Annotated in this window: 17 protein-coding genes; 5 read left to right on the top strand and 12 right to left on the bottom strand. The window is 70.4% G+C overall.

Annotated elements, in window-relative coordinates:
- Positions 1 to 239: 239 nt before the first annotated feature.
- The 3 genes from E4P43_RS20210 to E4P43_RS10440 all read right to left on the bottom strand — a co-directional run bounded on the left by E4P43_RS20210 (position 240) and on the right by E4P43_RS10440 (position 2,412).
- Entirely contained in the window at positions 240 to 587 is a 348-nt protein-coding gene (locus E4P43_RS20210) for a hypothetical protein (protein WP_209313825.1), read from the bottom strand.
- Positions 584 to 994: a DUF1622 domain-containing protein gene (locus tag E4P43_RS10445; RefSeq protein ID WP_135145385.1), complete on the bottom strand. Its 411-nt coding sequence runs from the start codon at positions 992 to 994 to the stop codon at positions 584 to 586. The genes E4P43_RS20210 and E4P43_RS10445 overlap by 4 nt, the downstream gene beginning before the upstream one ends.
- A gap of 164 nt (positions 995 to 1,158) precedes the next feature.
- Complete coding sequence (locus E4P43_RS10440) at positions 1,159 to 2,412, bottom strand: AI-2E family transporter (RefSeq protein ID WP_167759147.1); 1,254 nt, start codon at positions 2,410 to 2,412, stop codon at positions 1,159 to 1,161.
- 455 nt (positions 2,413 to 2,867) lie between these two features.
- Between E4P43_RS10440 and E4P43_RS10435 the strand changes: the two genes are divergently transcribed.
- Complete coding sequence (locus E4P43_RS10435; RefSeq protein WP_135145383.1) at positions 2,868 to 3,614, top strand: STAS domain-containing protein; 747 nt, start codon at positions 2,868 to 2,870, stop codon at positions 3,612 to 3,614.
- A gap of 343 nt (positions 3,615 to 3,957) precedes the next feature.
- On the top strand, positions 3,958 to 4,599 hold the full coding sequence (locus E4P43_RS10430; RefSeq protein WP_245159063.1) for a site-specific integrase: 642 nt from the start codon (positions 3,958 to 3,960) through the stop codon (positions 4,597 to 4,599).
- A gap of 158 nt (positions 4,600 to 4,757) precedes the next feature.
- Here the strand turns inward: E4P43_RS10430 and E4P43_RS10425 are convergent, their stop codons facing one another.
- Both E4P43_RS10425 and E4P43_RS10420 read right to left on the bottom strand, forming a co-directional pair.
- The gene (locus tag E4P43_RS10425) at positions 4,758 to 5,312 is read right to left on the bottom strand and encodes a copper chaperone PCu(A)C (protein WP_135145382.1); all 555 of its coding nucleotides are present in this window, start codon (positions 5,310 to 5,312) and stop codon (positions 4,758 to 4,760) included.
- A gap of 681 nt (positions 5,313 to 5,993) precedes the next feature.
- A complete protein-coding gene (locus E4P43_RS10420) occupies positions 5,994 to 7,973 on the bottom strand; it encodes a SpoIIE family protein phosphatase (RefSeq protein ID WP_135145381.1) in 1,980 nt (659 codons plus the stop codon).
- A gap of 372 nt (positions 7,974 to 8,345) precedes the next feature.
- On the opposite strand from E4P43_RS10420, the gene E4P43_RS10415 reads away from it, so the two are divergent.
- Both E4P43_RS10415 and E4P43_RS10410 read left to right on the top strand, forming a co-directional pair.
- Entirely contained in the window at positions 8,346 to 10,193 is a 1,848-nt protein-coding gene (locus tag E4P43_RS10415; protein ID WP_167759146.1) for a SpoIIE family protein phosphatase, read from the top strand.
- A 113-nt stretch (positions 10,194 to 10,306) separates the two neighbouring features.
- The gene (locus tag E4P43_RS10410) at positions 10,307 to 10,699 is read left to right on the top strand and encodes an ATP-binding protein (RefSeq protein ID WP_135145379.1); all 393 of its coding nucleotides are present in this window, start codon (positions 10,307 to 10,309) and stop codon (positions 10,697 to 10,699) included.
- A gap of 419 nt (positions 10,700 to 11,118) precedes the next feature.
- Here the strand turns inward: E4P43_RS10410 and E4P43_RS10405 are convergent, their stop codons facing one another.
- From E4P43_RS10405 to E4P43_RS10380, 6 genes are all read right to left on the bottom strand, one after another.
- Positions 11,119 to 11,427, bottom strand: coding sequence for an antibiotic biosynthesis monooxygenase (locus E4P43_RS10405; RefSeq protein WP_135145378.1), 309 nt, complete (start codon positions 11,425 to 11,427; stop codon positions 11,119 to 11,121).
- A 286-nt stretch (positions 11,428 to 11,713) separates the two neighbouring features.
- Positions 11,714 to 12,562: an aldo/keto reductase gene (locus tag E4P43_RS10400; RefSeq protein ID WP_135145377.1), complete on the bottom strand. Its 849-nt coding sequence runs from the start codon at positions 12,560 to 12,562 to the stop codon at positions 11,714 to 11,716.
- Positions 12,563 to 12,879: 317 nt separating this feature from the next.
- Positions 12,880 to 14,055, bottom strand: a complete 1,176-nt coding sequence (locus tag E4P43_RS10395; RefSeq protein ID WP_135145376.1) for a zinc-dependent alcohol dehydrogenase — start codon at positions 14,053 to 14,055, stop codon at positions 12,880 to 12,882.
- Positions 14,052 to 14,540, bottom strand: coding sequence for a hypothetical protein (locus E4P43_RS10390; RefSeq protein WP_135145375.1), 489 nt, complete (start codon positions 14,538 to 14,540; stop codon positions 14,052 to 14,054). The genes E4P43_RS10395 and E4P43_RS10390 overlap by 4 nt, the downstream gene beginning before the upstream one ends.
- On the bottom strand, positions 14,537 to 15,112 hold the full coding sequence (locus E4P43_RS10385; protein WP_135145374.1) for a type 1 glutamine amidotransferase domain-containing protein: 576 nt from the start codon (positions 15,110 to 15,112) through the stop codon (positions 14,537 to 14,539). The genes E4P43_RS10390 and E4P43_RS10385 overlap by 4 nt, the downstream gene beginning before the upstream one ends.
- A 1-nt stretch (position 15,113) precedes the next feature.
- Complete coding sequence (locus E4P43_RS10380; protein WP_135145373.1) at positions 15,114 to 16,268, bottom strand: glutathione-independent formaldehyde dehydrogenase; 1,155 nt, start codon at positions 16,266 to 16,268, stop codon at positions 15,114 to 15,116.
- Between the two features lie 150 nt (positions 16,269 to 16,418).
- On the opposite strand from E4P43_RS10380, the gene E4P43_RS10375 reads away from it, so the two are divergent.
- Positions 16,419 to 16,637 carry a hypothetical protein gene (locus E4P43_RS10375; RefSeq protein WP_135145372.1) on the top strand — a complete coding sequence of 73 codons (219 nt, stop codon included), beginning with the start codon at positions 16,419 to 16,421 and terminating at the stop codon, positions 16,635 to 16,637.
- A gap of 58 nt (positions 16,638 to 16,695) precedes the next feature.
- Here the strand turns inward: E4P43_RS10375 and E4P43_RS10370 are convergent, their stop codons facing one another.
- On the bottom strand, positions 16,696 to 17,298 hold the full coding sequence (locus E4P43_RS10370; RefSeq protein ID WP_135145371.1) for a hypothetical protein: 603 nt from the start codon (positions 17,296 to 17,298) through the stop codon (positions 16,696 to 16,698).
- Positions 17,299 to 17,302 lie beyond the last annotated feature (4 nt).

Here is a 17,302-nt window from a genome sequence, read left to right as displayed (position 1 = left end):
GGTTGCGAGCAACGTTCACGACGTCGTCGCGGAACTCCTTGGGGTAGGGCTTGGGCACGGTGAACATCCTTCCAGCGGCGCCTCACGGCACCACAGATCAGATGTCACCTACTCGTGCAGCAGTCCCTAGGGACCCGACCGGGATACTGACCCTCCGGCCTCGCGGAGCGACGCCAGCGACACTGCGCGCCGGATCCGCGGGGCCACGCGTGCTTCGCCCCTTGCGGCAGAGCGCCCGGTCACCGGCGCCAGGCCGGATGGACCAGCCGCGCCATCGAGAGCGGCCAGCCCTGTGCCGGCGCACCGCCGTCGGCGCCGTCGCCATCGTCGGACCAGCTGTGCCGGGCGGCTCGGAACCCCGCCGAGACCACTCGCCGAAGGAGCAGGATCACTGCGGTGGTCACGAGCACCGGCCAACCCGGCGTGCCCACGAGTCTCAGCAGACCAGCGGCGACCAGCATGTCCAGCAGCACGCCGAGCGCCAGCGGCGGACGACGAATCACCACCACGACGACCAGGCCGGAAACGACCCCGGCCGCAACGATCAGCGTCGCAGCGGTGCTCGTCACTTCCTGCAGCGTCGTCACACCATCCGCCCTCGCGCCCGGTCGGCCGGATCGGTCGCGGGCACGCCCTGGGCGCGCACGTCGCGCTCCGCGGCGACCTGGCGGCGTTCCTCCTCGATCTCCCGGCCGAGAAAATAGTTCAGCGCTGTGCGGATCGCGGCCACGGCGGCCAGCTGCCCCAGGTCACGGAAGCTCGGCGCCACCGCCGTCCGCAGCACGTCGCTAGCCAGTTGGAACTCGAGCCCCAGTGCCAGGAAGCGACCGAGCGTGAGTCGCACGGGCACGAACGCGGAGGAACTGCGCTCGCGCAGTCCGGCCCAGATGAAACGAAGAAAGGCCAGTACCGCTCCCACGATGATGACGGCGGCACCGCAGGCCTCCACGATGACGACCAGGACGCCGACGACGTCGGCAAGCAGCTCTTCCATGTGCGCGCCCTACCCGGCACCAGGCGGTTCACGTACGCCGATCGGGGACGCTGTCGGCGCGCAAGAGGACGACGATTCTCGCCAGGTCGCCCACGCCGACGCCGGAAACGACCTCGGAAGCACCATCATCGACGACGACCGGGCTGCCCGTTCCGCCGATGTCTCTACTCCTCGGAGGGTAGCGGCGTCGCCTCCGGCCGCGGTGACTGATCGGGTGTCGGCGGGCCCAGTAGCCGCTCATCGAGAGCCCGGCGGTACGCGGCCGCTGCGGCCACGATCGCCCCGACCACCGGCACCGCGAGGAACAACCCCACCATCCCGAAGGCTGCGGCCGCGGTAGTGGTGAGCAGCAGCGTGACCAGGGGCGGGAAGTTGACCGCCCGCGACAGCAGCAGCGGAGCCAGGACGTTGCCCTCGATCTGCTGCACCGCTAGCACTATGAGCAGCGCCCACAGCGCAGTGGCCCAGCCGCCGGCCAGGAACGAGACGGCCACGGCGACAACGCCAGCGAGCGTGGCCCCGACCATCGGGATGTACCCGAGGATGAACGTCAGGGCGCCGATCGGCACCGCTAGCGGCACGCCCAGAAACAGAAGACCGGCTCCGATGAACAGGCCGTCGATCAAGCCGGTGAGCGTGGAGGCGTAGAACCACCCTCCGAGGGTGTCCATGACCGCACGTAAGGAGTCCGTGGCCGGGTCCCGCCGCTCACGCGGGAGCACCTGGAGGAACTGCCGCCACAGTGCGTCGCCGCCAGTCAGCGCGAAGATGGCGAAGAACACGGCCACGCCGAAAACCGTGGCGGCGTTGCCCACGGCGCCCACCCCGCTAAGCACAGCACTCCCAAGCCCTGCGAGCAGGGTGCCGACCGAGGACTCCAGCTCTGTGAGGACCTCTCGGACGACCGGCGAGTCCTCGCTCGACGGCAGGCCCGCCAGCCAGTCAGTGAACGAGTCCGCCAGCGAGGAGCCGGCATCGACGAGCTCGGGAACACTGGCGACCACCTGCACGACCACGAACCACGACAGCATGACGAAGGCGCCCAGGAAAAGAACCACGGTCAGCAGGGCGGCCAGGACCGGCGGTACACGATGCCGACGCAGCCACCGCGCCGCGGGCCACAGCAGCGAGACCACGGCGAAGCCGAGCACTGCGCCGGTGACGATGGTCGACACCTGCAGCGCCAACCACAACACCGCGGCAACCGCGATGAGGATCATCAGGAACCGCGTGGCGATACCGGCGCCGTGGTCCAGCCAACGCGGGTAAGCGAGACGTTCGCGAGTCGGCGTCTCCCCACGGCTGAGAAACCGGTTGCTGGCGGCCATCACGGCTGCGCCAACCTCACTGCCGTCCGATAGATCCCGGTCGCGCGGGGGGCCCGGAGCCAGCCGGTCGACGACATCGCGCATGCCCATCGGTCGAGCCCATCCTCGAGCTGGGCCCGCGATCTCACCACAACCTGAACCACGTGCCCCCCTGAGCCTCGGCATTCGCGACTCCGACCTCTACCCAGTCTCGGAACCTCACACCTGTCGGGGATGGCCACGGCGATCTGCTCTGCCTTTCCACCCCCGCACGGCTCGGAACAACGAAGCGCGAATCGTCCATGGGGTGGCGAGGACCGCCTCAGCCCGATCCTTAAAGTGGTCTTCCGCGCCGGCCGCATCGATTCGGGCTGTGTAGCCGGCGAGTACGGCGTCGGCGTGTCACGCCGACACGCCGTGGCCCGCAGCGTTCGTGTTTACGGACGGACCGGTTTCGGACAAGAACGTTGAGCATCGTCAACGGGTCGAGACACCGGCCTCGGCGCCGCGTCCGACTTCGCGCCGGATCGCGATGGCTTCGCCGATCGCAGCCCCGGGAGACCTGGATGTCATCACTGGACAAGGCAACTCAGCGTCCGCTGGAGCTGTCCATCGACTGGCGTGCCGGTCAGCTCAGGCTCATCGGAGAGCTGGACCGATTCCGTGTCGAACGCCTGACCGATGCGGTCTCGGCTCTGGACATCGCGCCCCATTCCCTGCTGATCGTCGACGTCTCTGAGCTGACCTTCTGCGATGTCGAAGGCCTACACGCCCTGGCGCGTGTCCGCAGCCAGGTACTCGGCCGCGGTCGGAGAATCGTGCTGGTCAATGCCAGCTCTCTTCTGGTCCGCATGCTGCAACTGGCAGGGCTCGGCGACTTGGTGGTCACGACGTCGGCCGACAGATCCGCCTCGTACGCTGAACACTGCCGCCCACGTGAAGGCGGCCCGGAGGCCCACGCCGATGTCGAGGCACGCGCCTATTGCGGCCCGGCGCACGGCCAGAGGTGGACCGTGAACGCAAGCGAACCGCCGGCCTGGGTCGAATTGCCCGTCAGCGAATCCTCCTGTCTGTACCGCCTCGTCCGGCAGCGCCGCACCGGCCGACCCGCCCGCGACGACCTGGGCAACGTGTTGTACGTCCCGATGACCGGTGGATCTCGAGCCCACGTCGACGCCGCAACCACCGGCCTGGTACTTCGCTTTCCCGGCCAGCGACGGCGCGACGGGTCGACCACCGCCAGCCAGCAGCCCGGCGGCGACTTGGGCGAGAAGCCTTCGCCCACCGCGGGCGAGCCCCGGCGCCGTCCGTGAGCGACGTCCCGACACGCTCGGCTGCCACCACCCCCGTCCCTGCGTGGTGGATCAATCGGTGTTGGGCACGCCGCGAGCAACAGGGGCGTGACCGTTCACGTAAACCGTGAGCCGGACACCTTCGGTCCACCTGCCCCGGGCCGCCGACGCGGTCGCTGATTTTGTTGTCTCCTCCCCCTCCACCTCGACGCTCGAGGGGGGAACAGTCAGCGCAGGCTGGCAACTGGCCTTCCCGAAGCAGCGAGGCTCATGCTCGCGCCTCATGGTCACGGGAGTTCTGCTCCCGCTCGCGTCCCAGGGTCATCTCCACGGCTTGAACCAGCGGGCCATCTGCACCACAGCCGTGGACGACAACCTCATCGCGCGGAACCCAAGCTCCATCCGCGGGGCGGGGCAGGAACGCTCCAGTGAACGGCCGATGTTCACAGTCGCTCAGGTCCAGGCGCTGGTCGAGGCGGTCGAGGATCGCTGGCGGGCGCTGATCCTCCTGGCCGCCTGGACGGGCCTCCGCATCGGCGAGCTGTCCGCACTGCGCCGCGAGCACCTCGACCTGAAGGCAGGCACCGTGAGCGTGACGAGCGCCGTCGTCGACGTCGTCGGACAGCAACGCTCGTACGGCCCACCCAAGTCAGCTGCCGGCCGCCGATCCGTCGCGATCCCGCCACACATCATCGGCGACCTGCAGCACCACCTCGCCATGTACGCCCAGCCCGGCCCGCACGGGCTGGTCTTCGTGGGGCCGAAGGGCGGACCGATCCGGCGCAACAACTTCACCTCGCGGGTGTGGGCCCCGCAGCAGAGGCGGCCAGACTCCCGGCCGGCTCTCACCTGCACGACCTGCGCGGCTGGGGAGCCACCATCGCCGCCCGTCATGGAGCCACCACCAAGGAGCTCATGCACCGTCTCGGGCACGCCTCGCCCGCCGCGGCGCTTCGCTATCAGCGCGCCGAGCAGGAACGAGACGCCGCTCTCGCCGCCGCTATGAGCGCGGCAATGGGGCAAACGGAGGACAGGGCCTCGAACTGATCACACACTGGCGAGCGCGCCAAGTTCACCAAGCCGGGTCACTCGATACCCCATTGGGCTCACAGCAGCGGATGCGGCACCGCGCTTCCTCCGACCTGCGAGGCACGCGTGGGTCGATCAGCCGCCCGTCGGGTCCTCGGCGGGATCGGTGAAGTCGAAGGGCGACTCGGGACGCTGGCCCTCCGCGGCCACCGGGGCGTCGACGGTCACCTCGCCGGCGTCTTCGAACACCAACGTGACCGGGATCGATTGCGACGAGCGCAGGGAACGCCCGAGATCGATGAGCATGATTGACGGTGCTCCCTCGGCCCCGATGTAGACGTTGTCGTCCTGACGGACCCGAATCGCGCCGGCTTCGCCATCGACGGTGATCTGCGCGTCAGCAAAGTCCGGGCCGCGCACGTCGAGCAAATCATCGTCGGCGTTGCCGGAGTTGGCGATGCCTAGGAAGAGCTGCGCGTCCTCCCCTTCTTCGTACACGCCGTCGAGCGGGTACTCGAGCTGGACCTGGAGCACGGACAGGTCCTCGGTGACCATCGAGTCCGGCCCGACGGCCCCGCCGGGCACCTCCGCACCCTCGTCGGCGACAGGGTTGTCCTGGCCGCAGGCGGTCAGCGCGAAGGCGAGGGGGACCGCTGTGAGTCGTCGCCGGAACCGAGATGGCGCGGGCATGGTGTGCTCCTTTCACGCGGAGTGAGGGACACGCAGCAGGTACCCAAGAGGCTCTACAGCTTGCCGCCCGTTTCCAATCTGCAATCTCAGACGGCGCCGGTTGTGGGTGCGGTCGTCAGCTGGCGAGCACCTGGGGCGAGGTGACCGCGGCGAGCGGTGCGGTTCGCCCGCACTGGAGGCTGGAGCAGCGGTGGCCACCGCTGCTCCCGACGACAGCTGTCCCGGCCCTGTCAGAGACGACGGCGGCGGTATAGCCACTCATGAGCTGGTTCATCGCGCAGGCCGCCGTTCCCAGTGCGACCGCGCTCGACGATGTCAGCCAGGGCTGTCGTCTTCCACACGAAGCCAAGGTCCGATTGCTCGTTGGCGCGGCCGGAGTAGACCGCCAGGAGGCGACTCCCGAGGCCGAGGCCTAGGCCGAGGGCTAGGAACTCACAGCCCCTTCTCCATGGACTCCGCCGGCGAGTGCGATCGCGGGTGACCCCGATTGACCGGGACGAGTGCGGCTGTCGACGGGACTTGGCGGTCCTGGACGGCCGAGTGGCCAGCATGGTCCGGGCCTGGCACCGGCCTGCCCACCGACCGGCACCAAAGTGGTTGGCCCGTAATTGAACTGACCTCACCCGCCCCGAGCAGATCGTGCAGCGGCTGCCCGGACTCTCCGGTGCCCGGTGCCACCGGTCAGTCGTCGCCGACGTCAGCATCGCTACCCACGTGGGCTAGACGCACCAGGTTGAGGACCGCGTGCGCTGGACTGCCGGACGGAGCGAGCAGCCGCAGGTTCTGCCGCTGGGCGGCGAGCTGGTCGCGCATCCGATGCAGAACCTGCACGCCGGCGCTGGCGAGGTGGGTGACCTCGGTGAGGTCGACGGTCAGCGGGAGGACTCCACCGCGAGAGGTCCCCGACAGGGCGCGGGCGAACGCCTCGGCGGTGACGACGTCGACCGGCCCGCGGATCCGCAGCCGTGGATGTCCGTCGCTGTGCTGCACATCGACGGCGAACTCCGGCCGGGGGATGGGTGCGGCGTGCGCCTCCGTGCCGGGGCCGAGCACGGCGGGCCGGTGCAGCCCGTGCCGGAGCACGACCACCGTGCCGTCGGAGGCGTCGGTGTGGGGTGGGTGGTGCACCTCGAGGGCGTCGATGAGCTGCTCGGCGAGCAGCAGGCCCCGCCCTCGGTGGGTGGCTGCCGAGTCCGGCTTCCGCCACTGCCCTCGGTCGCTGACTCGGCACTCGACGACGCCGCTGGCGCCCAGCGACGCACGCAGCCGGACGGGCCCGGGGTGCCCGGGCGGGTAGGCGTGGTCGAAGGCGTTCGCGACCGCCTCCCACACGGCCAGCTCTAGCGCCACGCGGTCGCTCTCCGCCGGGTCGAGGGCGTCGAGCCATCCGTCGAAGTCGCGCCGCAGCTGGCGGAGTCCTCCGGCGGTGGTGGGTGCCTGCAAGTCCAGGGATCGGACGGGGGTGGGCAGGCGGTGGGCGGCTAGCACGGTGACGTCGTCGGCGTAGCCGGTACGGGTCAGCAGCTCAACGGTGAGCTGGCAGACCCGTTCTGCCGAGGAGGCGGCGGCGCGCACCGGCAGCGCCCGGTTGGCGCCCGCGTCGGCGGCAACGGTCGCCAGCTCCGTCATGCCGGCCTCCAGGCTGCGGTTCGGGCGCTCGATCAGTCCGTCGCTGTAGAGCAGGACCAGTTCGCCGGGGTGGAGGGTGTCGTCGGCGAACCCCGGGGTGGAGCCCGTGCCCAGGGGGCCGGTGCCGGTGCCCGTCAGAAATCGGGTCGCACCCTCGGCACCGACGATCAACGGCGGAGGCTGCCCGCAGCTGGCGTAGCGCAGCGTGCCCGTCACCGGGTCGAGGACCACCAGCGCCAGGGTGGTCGCCCGCAGCAGCGGGGTGCGCGCGGCGAACGCGTCGGCCCGGGTCAGCGCGACCAACGGGTCGCTGTCGGTGGCCAGCGCGTCGGCGAGCACCGCCCGGAGCTGACCCATCGCTGCCGACGCGGCCAGCCCGTGACCGACCACGTCGCCCACGACGAGGACCACGCTGCCGTCGCCCCGCGGGATGGCGTCGAACCAATCACCGCCGGCGACCTGGTCCTGCATGGCCACCAGGTAGTGCGCCGCGATGCGCACGCCCGGCAGCACCGGCAGCGCGGTCGGCAGCAGCGCCTCCTGCAACGCGGTGACGACGTCGCGGGCGTCGCGATAGCGCTGCTCGGCGTCGCTGACCCGAACCTGCGCCGCCTGGCGCTCGCGCACGCGATCGGTGACGTCCGTGGCGAACGCCAGCAACCCGATGACCGTGCCGTCGGCCGCCCGACGCGGGACGCAGGTGAAGTCGGCGAACAACTCGTCGATCGCACCGTCGCGGTCGACCTGGACCCGCCACTCCCGGGACGTCTGCGGCTCTCCGGCGGCGTAGACCCGGTCGAACATCTCGACGACCTGCTGGCCGGCCAGCTCGGGCATCGCCTCGCGGATCGGGACGCCGATGAACGCCGGCTTCCCGACGAACTCCCGGTAGGCGGCGTTGGCCGCCACGAACGTGTGCTGCGGCCCCTCCGTGCTCATCAGCAGCAACGGCATCTCCTCGAACGCCGCGCGTACCACCTCGGCGTCGCCGACCCGCGGCCACAGCCCCTCGCCGCCGCCTTCTTCGCTCACGTGTTCACCTTCGCGTGTCCGTCCTGTCCGGCCGTCGTCGTGCGTGTCACCCGGTGTGACTACGACGCGGTCGGGCCGAGCCTTACCCCGGCCCGACCGAGATCGACCGTAGGGCCACGTTCCCGGCCGCACAGCTGACCCTCGCAGCCGCGAGGTCGCCCGCAGGTGCTTCCGCGAGCAAGCCCTCTTGTGGCGCGGAGGATGGAAGTCCCAGCGGCCCGAGGCCAGGCCGCTCACTGCACGCCAGCGCCGGTGAACGGTGGGGCTCGCCGGTCGTGCGCAATCCGTCGCGCATTATGGCTCCGAGGGTCACGCTCTAAGGGGGCTTTGTTGAGTACTGACGATGAACGGGCCCATGCTCGGCCCGGCGGGGTGGACTTCGCGGCGATCTTCGTCGCGCAGCCGACCGCCTACCTCGTCATGTCCCCGGAGTTGGTGATCGTCGAGGCGAACCCGGCCTACCTGGAGCTGCTCGGCCGTTCCCGGGACGAACTGATCGGTCGCTACGTCTTCGATGCTTTCCCGCCCGCCCCGGAGAGCCTCGATGTCGACGGGGCGAACCTGCTGCAGTTGTCGTTCGAACGCGCCCGGGACACCGGCCAGCCCGACCCCATGCCGCTGTTCCGCTACCAGGTCCTCGACAGTCGGACCGGCCGCTCGGTGTCCCGCGCCTGGTCGCTGATCAGCGTGCCTGTCCTCGATGCTGAGGGTCGTACCCAGCTGGTGCTGCAGCGGGTGGAGGACGTGTCGGACTACCTCGCCGAGCGCGAACGCCTGACCCAGGCGGGGCACGGGGGCGACTGGGCGCGCCTCGACGGGCTGGAGGCCGACCTCTTCGCCCGCACCCAGGAGCTGCGCGCAGCCCTTCGAGCGCAGGAAGCCGTAGCCCGCAGGATGGCCGCCATGGCCCAGGTGGTGCTGCGGCTGGCCGACACCGACTCGATCGAGGACATCACGACCGTCCTGGCCGGTGCAGGTCTGGCCGCGCTCGGCGCGGACGGCGGCGCGATCGCGCTGCGGGACGACGACCGCGGCGTCGTCCAGTTGACCATGACACCGTCCCTGGGAGCGGGCACTCAGCAACGCTTCGGGACCATCGACATGGACAGCCGGCTGCCTGCGGCATGGGTGGCACGCACGGGAAAGACTGCGGTCTTCGCGGACCTGACCGAGGCCGAGACCTGGTCGCCGGAGACGGCCGAGGCGTTCGAGCAGTCGGGGCAACGGTCCTCGATCGCGGTTCCGCTGGCCACCGAAGGCCGACTGCTGGGCTCCCTGGTGGCCGGCTGGACGACCGAGCGGACCTTCTCCCCGGCCGAGGTGGAACTGGTCCAGGCTTTCGGCACCCAGTGCGCCCAGGCACTGCTGCGGCTGCAGGCGCTCAGCCTGGAACGCCAGGAAGCCCGGAGCAGCCGGCAGCTGGCAGAGCGGCTGCAGCGGAGCATGCTCACCGAACCCTTCCAACCCGACCACTGCCAGATCGTGGTCCGGTACCTTCCGGCTACGGGCGCCGCTCAGGTGGGGGGCGACTGGTACGACGCTTTCCTCCAGTCCGACGGGACGATCAACCTGGTCATCGGCGACGTCGTCGGCCATGACACCGGTGCCGCGGCCACCATGGGACAGCTGCGCAGCCTGCTGCGCGGGATCACCCTGTCGAGCGACCACGGGCCGGCGCGAGTGCTCGACACCCTGGACACCACGATCACCCGGCTCGAGCTGGCCACCTACGCCACCGTGGGCATGGGGCGGCTGGAGCAGACTGACGACGAGATGGACCGGGGCGTCGCCCGACTCCGCTGGGCCAGTGCCGGACACCTGCCTCCGGTCATCGTGGACAGCGACGGCGCGATCGTCGAGATCGTCAGGGCGCCCGGACAGCTCATGCTGGGCGTGGACCACACCACCACTCGTGAGGAGAGGGTGCTGGAACTGACGCGGGGATCTACCGTGCTGCTCTACACCGACGGCCTCGTCGAGCGGCCGGGGAGCGACCTGGACGCGGGGGTGGCCAGGCTGCACCAGACAGTCTCGGAGCTCGTCGACCTGCCCCTCGAAGAGCTCTGCGACCAGGTCCTCGGTCGGCTGGTGGAAGGGCGCCCGGCCGACGACGTCGCGTTGGTCGCCGTGCGGTTGCACCGTCAGGACCGGCCACGCCCCGTTGAAGCCGGCCCCAACCGGATCCCGGCAGACGTCGCCGTCCCCGCACGAGAGAGGTGAGCCCGGTGTCCGGAAGGAACGACCCCACCCGTACACCCCTCGAGTACGCCGAGGCCCTAGCCTCCTGGCGCATCGACCGGCCTCTCCCTCGAGAAGCCGAGCCCCGGCTGACGGTGCACCTGCAGTCGCTGCGTGCGCTCAGCGGTGTCCGCCGGCAGGTACGGGAGTTCCTGCTCTCCTCGCTGGGCGTCGGTAGCGACGAGGACGTCACCGCCGACGTCGAGGACGTCATCGAGCAGGCGATCCTGATCATCGACGAACTCACTTCGAACGCGCTGCGCCATGGTTCGCCGCCTTCGAGCCTGGACATCGGTGACGAGGACGCCCAATGGATCGTCATCGTCACCGACAGCGCCCCTGACCGACCACCGACCCCGGCCCAGGAGCGGCCTGCCGGGCTCGGCGGGTACGGCCTCTACGTCATCGCCGACCTCACAGCTACCCACGGCGTCCACTACGAGACCGACCGCAAGATGGTCTGGGCCTGCATCGTCAAGGAAGTCTGAAGCCGAGGTCCGGGACCTGCGTGCAGCAAGAAGATCCATACGGCGGCCCGACATCCTTCTGCGCCAGCGAACGCCTCCCTCTCTCCCGCTGATCTTCGGTCTCAACGACGAATGATCACACCACCGGGCGTGGTCGGGCCGGTTCTGCTGCCGACGCCAGTCGACCTCTGGATCGCGGCCGCGTCCTGAACGGGTCCCACCGCGCCCGTTGGCTGCTGGTGCCGGTGCAGCACGGAGCTGGCGGTCGGCATGCGGCTGCACTTCCTGGTCTTCGCCGTGCTTCCGGCGTCCGCCGCGTGCCGCTGCCTGCGTCAGTGCGGCGCATGTCATGCCGGCAAGGCTGACGCGGGAACTCCGTCAACCGCCCGCAGCCCGGCGGACCTCGGGCTGATCACGCCGCACCGCGGGCCACCTGGGCGCTACGCGGGCCGCTTCTCCGCAACGACATCGAGCTGCTCGATCGTGGGCTTCTCGAAGAGCTCACCCGTGTTCTCACCGAGCGCTCTCGCAACTTCACCGGAGAGGTGCGCCTGGCGTCCGTCGTCGTCGGGAAAGGCGTCGAAGATCCCGAACGAGGAGGGGCCGAACTGGATCCCGAACCACCTGACGGTCTTCGGCTCCCCCTCGACGATCGACAGCCCCTGGTTCAAGAAGGCGCGGACGTCGTCCTCCTTGCCGGGCAGTGCTTCGAGGCGGACCAGAAGGGCTTTGCTGACCGGTGTTGACATCTCGGGTCTCTCTCCTTCGCTCGACCGACGTTCTCGATGACCGGGCCGCCGTCACGGCGCGACACGGGGCATGTTCCGGGCCGGCCTGCCTCATCGTCGTAGGTGCCGGGCCCGTCCGGCGCTGCCGCGCCCGCCGGCACGGCATCCATCCGGAGACCTGCCGATGTCGGCCAGACTCTCACCGGGACGACCGTCCTCCCTGGTGGCCTCGGTCGGAGCCAGCGGTGGGGGGCTGGGTGAGCGGCCACGTCCTGCAGTGCGCCCCGTCAACTGGAGTCGGCCGAGATCAGAGCATCTCGAGCGGCACCTTGCCGCGTGGCGGTGGGAAGAACTGGTCGAGCCGTTCCAACTCCGCCGGGCTGAAGCTGATCTCCATCGCGGCGCAGTTCTCCCCCACCCGCGCCGGAGTGGAAGCCTTCACCACGGCGAAGACCTCGGGGATTCGAAGCACCCAGGAAAGGGCCAGCTGGGCCGGGGTCACTCCCTTGGCGCCGGCCATGTCGCGCACCGCGGGGTGCTCGAGCAACCGGCCGTGGTCGACAGGGGAGTAGGCCATCAGCGGCATGCCGGCCTCAAGGCATCGCGGGAGGAGGTCGTACTCGGGTCCGCGGCGGGCGAGGTTGTAGAGCACCTGATCGGTCTGCACTCGCGCTCCGTCCGGCACCGAGGCCAGCTCGTCGAGCTCCTGGGCGTCGAGGTTGCTGACGCCCCAGCCGCCGATCAGCCCTGCCTGGACCAGTTCCTCGAAGCCCGCCACCGTCTCGGCCAGAGGCACTCGCCCTCGCCAGTGCAGCAGGTACAGGTCGAGGTGGTCGGTGCCCAACCGCCGCAAGCTGGCCTGGCAGGCCTCCACAGTCCCTCGTCGCGTGGCGTGGCCGGGCAGCACCTTGCTGACGAGGTAGACGGTGTCCCGCCGCCCCTCGATGGCCTCGCCGACGAGTTCCTCGGCGGCGCCGTCGCCGTACATCTCGGCGGTGTCGATCAGCGTCAGACCGCTGTCGATGCCCGTGCGCAGCGCGGCCAACTCGGTGGCGCGCTGAGCTGGTTGCTCGCCCATGTACCAGGTGCCCAGGCCCAGTGCCGGGACGATGCCCCCGTTGGGCAGGGACACGGCGCGGTGGGGGGGTGCGGTCATGGTGGGTGTCCTCAAGGGGTTCGGGTAACGGAACACACGAGTCCTCGGCTGTCGCTGCGTCTGGGATCCCGGCCGCGTGCACGCTCCGTGGTCGAGCCGCGGCAGCAGCCGTCGCATCGGACGTCGAGGCACCAGGCGATCGTCCGAGCACGCTGCTGCTGGATCTCCTGCGCGGGATGCGGGACGTCGGCAGGGGCACGCCGACCCGGAGACGCATGCCCACGTCGGCCACTACCACGTGACGCGCCTGTCCGCCGTCGAGCCTCGGCGCGTACGTCTACCAGGCTCCAGGCCGGAGACGGCCGTCCGTGCGCGCCTCACCCACCCGGACGGAACACGGCACGGACGCACCCGTCCTCCTTCTCCTTGAACATCCGGTAGCCCTTCGGCCCGTCGTCCAGCGACATCACGTGGGTGGCGAGGTGCTCGGTCCTCACCTCGTCCCGGCTCATCAGGTCGAGGATCTCGGGCACGTAGCGCTGGCCGTGCTGCTGGGCGCCGCGCAGGGTGAGCGCCTTGTTCATCACCGCACCCATCGGGAACTTGTCCACCACACCACCGAACACACCCAGGGCGAACACCGTCCCGCCCTTGCGGCAGGCGTAGATGGCCTCCCGGAGGGCGGTCGGCCGGTCCGACTGCAGCCGCATCTGCTGCTTGACCTGGTCGTACAGGTATTGCGGACCGGAACTGTGCGCCTCCATGCCTACCGCCTCGATGCAGACGTCCGGGCCGCGCCCGCCGGACATCTCGCGCAGTTCCGCGGGGACGTCGACCTGCTCGTAGTGCAGCGTCTCGGCCCCGATGTGCGTGCGGACCTGCTCGAGCCGGTTGTCGAACCGGTCGATGACGACGACCCGCTCGGCACCCATCAGCATGGCCTTGCGCGCGGCCATCTGCCCGACGCCTCCGGCGCCCCACACGGCCACCACGTCGCCCGCCCGGATGCCGGCCTGGTCCGCGCCGGTCCAGCCGGTCGGTGCCGCGTCGGAGGCGAACAGGGCACGCTCGTCGGAGACGCCGTCGGGGATCGTGAACGCCCCGTTGTCGGCGTAGGGCACCCGGATGTAGGGCGCGTGGCTGCCGGCCCAACCGCCCATCGCGTGGGAGTACCCGAAGCAACCGCCGATGGACTGGCCCCACAGCGTCTCGGTGATCCCGGGGTTCGGATTGCCGTTGTCGCACAGCGACCACAGGCCCTGCTCGCAGTACCAGCAAAGCCCGCAGCCGATGAAGGAGACCACCACCACCCGGTCGCCCACCTTGTGCTTGGTCACCGCGCGACCGACCTCGGCGACCCTTCCCATGAACTCGTGGCCGAGCACGTCACCGGCGCGCATCGCGGGGATGTAGCCGCCCAGCAGGTGCAGGTCCGAGCCGCAGGTCACCGACAGGCCGACCTCGAGGATGATGTCGTGGTCGTTGAGGATCTTCGGCTCGGGGACGTCTTCCACCCCGACCTCGTTGACGCCCCGCCAGGTCACCGCCTTCACAGCACTCCCCCCTTGGGCGCCCGCTTCGTGGCCACCTCCAGCACCGCGCCGGCGGGCGTGGCGTTCCGCTTGCCGTGCGAGGCGGGGTCCACCCTGAGCACCTCGCCCACCTCGATCAACTGCTTGGCCTGGCGCAGCGCGGACCGCAGGTCGGCATTCGGATCGCTGCCGGAAAGCCTCGCCGGGCCGGAGGTCTTCCCCGACGAGCCCCGGGTCAGCCGCACGGCCAGCTCGCTGCCCTTGCCGCCCGGCGCAGGGCGGATCCGCGTCTCGATCCGGTCGCCGTAGGCAGCCAGCGGCGCCGGCAACGCGGTGGCATCCAGCTCCGACGGCTCCCGGTAGATGCTCACCGCGAGCCACCCGGACGCCGGCGCGCTCGCTGCGCCCGCGCCCCCGCCCTGCCCGAGGACCGAGCGGACCTGGCCGACGACGGCACCGCCCACCTTGGCGGCCAGCGACGCCACGCTTCCCAACGGGCTGGTCACGAGCCACCGCCCGCGCCGGCGGTCTGGGGCGCGCCAGCGAACTCCTGCACGATGCGTTCGCAGAACGCCGGAAGATCGTCCGGTGACCGGCTGGTGGTGATGTTGCCGTCGGTCACGACCTCCTCGTCGACCACCTCCGCCCCGGCGTTGCGCAGGTCGGTGCGAATGCTCGGGAACGACGTCAGCCGGCGGCCACGCGCCACGCCGGCCTCGACGAAGTTCCACGGCCCGTGGCAGATCGAGGCGACGGGCTTGCCCGACTGCACGAAGTTCCGCACGAACTCCACCGCCGTCGGCTGCATGCGCAGCTGATCGGGGTTGACCGTGCCGCCCGGCAGCAGCAGCGCGTCGTACTCATCGACCGAGACCGCGCCGACCAGGCGGTCCACCGCGAAGGTGCCGGCGTCCTCCAGGTCGTTGTTGCGTGCCGCGATCTCCCCGTCGTGGATCGAGAGCACGTCGGTCCGGGCACCTGCGTCGTCGAGGGCGCGCCGCGGCTGCTCAAGCTCGACGTGCTCCACGCCGTCGGCAGCCAGGATCGCGACTCGTCGTCCGTTCAGCTGTCCCGCCATGTCAGGCCCCCGCCATCGCCGGGTGCAGGACGACCTTGGTCCAGCCGTCGTCCCGGGCGTCGAAGTGCTCGTAGGCCTCGGGCGCCTGGTCCAGCGGCAGCTCGTGGCTGACGATGAACGACGGCTCGGCCCTGCCTCCGGCGATCAGGTCGCGCAGCTGCCGGTTGTACTTCTTGATCGGCGCCTGGCCGCTGCCGATGTGCTGACCCTTGAACCAGAACATGCCGAAGTCGAAGGCGAGCTTGCCCTCCTTCGCCAGCTCGTCGCTGGCGCCGGGGTCCTGCGGCACGAAGACACCGACCGTGCCGATCGTCCCGGTGAAGCGCACCGAGGAGACCAGCCGGTTCATCGTCAGGTTGGCCTGCTCCTGCCCGTCGGGCTCGTGCGCCTGGTAGCCGACGCACTCGCAGCCGTTGTCCGCGCCCAGCCCCATCGTCTGCTCGAGCACCGCCTCGACCGGGTCGACCTTCGAGTCGTCGATGGCGATCGCGCCGATCGACTCGGCCAGCCGCAGCCGGTCGGGGTGCCGGTCGACGACCATCACCTTGCCGGCCCCGCGGATGGTCGCCGACAGCGCGGCCATCAACCCGACCGGTCCGGCGCCGTAGATGACCGTCTGGTCACCGGGCTTGACGCCGGCCATCTCGGTGGCGTGGTAGCCGGTCGGGAAGATGTCGGCGAGCATCACGTAGTCGGTCTGGCGCTGCTCGGCGTCCTCACCCAGCCGCAGGCAGTTGAAGTCGCCCCAGGGCACGCGCAGCAGCTCCGCCTGCCCACCGGCCCAGGGGCCCATGTCGGCGAAGCCGTAGGCCGCGCCGGCCATCTTCGGCTCGGGCTGCGCGGTGAGGCAGTAGTTCGTGAGCTGGCGCTCGCAGTTCTTGCAGAACCCGCAGGCGATGTTGAACGGCAGGACGACCCAATCGCCCACCTTCACCTTGTCGACCCCGTCGCCGACCTCGATCACCTGGCCCATGTTCTCGTGGCCGAACCAGCGGCCGGTCTCGAAGTCGGTGCGGCCCTCGTACATGTGCAGGTCCGAGCCGCAGATGTTCGTCGAGGTGATTCGCACCAGGACGTCGGTCGGCCGCTCGATCCGCGCGTCCGGGACGTCCTTCACGCTGACCTGGCGGGGTCCGTCGTACACCACTGCCTTCACGGTGCCTCCTCGTCGTCGGTGTTCCCGACCCCGATCCGGACCGGGAACTCGATTCCACCTGCGTCCGCGGGCGACCGGTATCGGCAGACATGCCGATACCGGCCGTCGGCAGGGTCGACCACCGTGGGGGGACCTGCTGGAGGAGGAGTCATGAGCGAGTCAGAGCTGGAGGAGACCGGCACCGGGGATGCCGCGAAGCGGATCGGCCAGGCGCCGACGACCACGGAAGTGACCGATCCGGAGCGGTCCTCCCGGAACACCGCCGCCGGCTCCGGTTCCGAGCCCGGCGTGGGGCCCGTGCGTCCGGACGCCGACGAGGGGGTGAACCCCTCGGCCAGCATTGAGCCGCACAACGAGGGGCTGGTCTGACGCCGACGGCCCCGCAGCGGGTGACTGCGGGGCCGTCGGCGGACGGTGGCGACGCGACTCAGTGCACCTGCCGGTGCCCGTCGGACCCCACGAGGGACAGCGACCTCGCCACGCTCCGGGCGCCGCTGTAGACGATTCCCGCCGCGGCGATCCACGGGCCTCCGACGATCACCGGGTCCAACCACTGGTGCTTCACGTCGGCGCGGTTCTGGCCGAACCGCGACGAGAGGCCGTTGTGGGTGAACTCGGCCTTCACCCCGGTCTCGGTGATCGGGTTGTCCGGGCGCAGCGTCAGGAACGACTTCAGGTGGTGCTCCCACGCATCCACCCGGTCAGCGGCGATGAGCAGCAGCCAGTGCGCCGTCCGGCCCTCGCTGTACGTGTAGGCGTAACGGCGGATGGCACCGGCGACGCCCGACGGCGGCTGGGCGATGCCGAAGACCGGGGTGAGCATCCCGTGCTCGACCGAGCGCTCCCTCGGGTACTTCTCCGGCTGCCGCTCCGGAAACTCCCAGTGCGCGCCGGTGAAGTCCTCCTGGAACTGCAGCTTCGGCACCGACGGCCGGTCCTTGGCATCGAGGTCCACGCCCCAGCCGGGAATTCGCTTCCTCAGCTCGTCGGGCGACTCGGCGATCGGGGGCTTGTGCGGTGTGTAGGTCATCGGG

Source organism: Blastococcus sp. TF02A-35, assembly GCF_004571075.1.
In the GTDB taxonomy this organism is placed as follows: Bacteria; Actinomycetota; Actinomycetes; order Mycobacteriales; family Geodermatophilaceae; genus Blastococcus.
The sequence above is the reverse complement of the archived record's forward strand: the minus strand, read 5'-3'. Positions and strand labels throughout refer to the sequence as shown.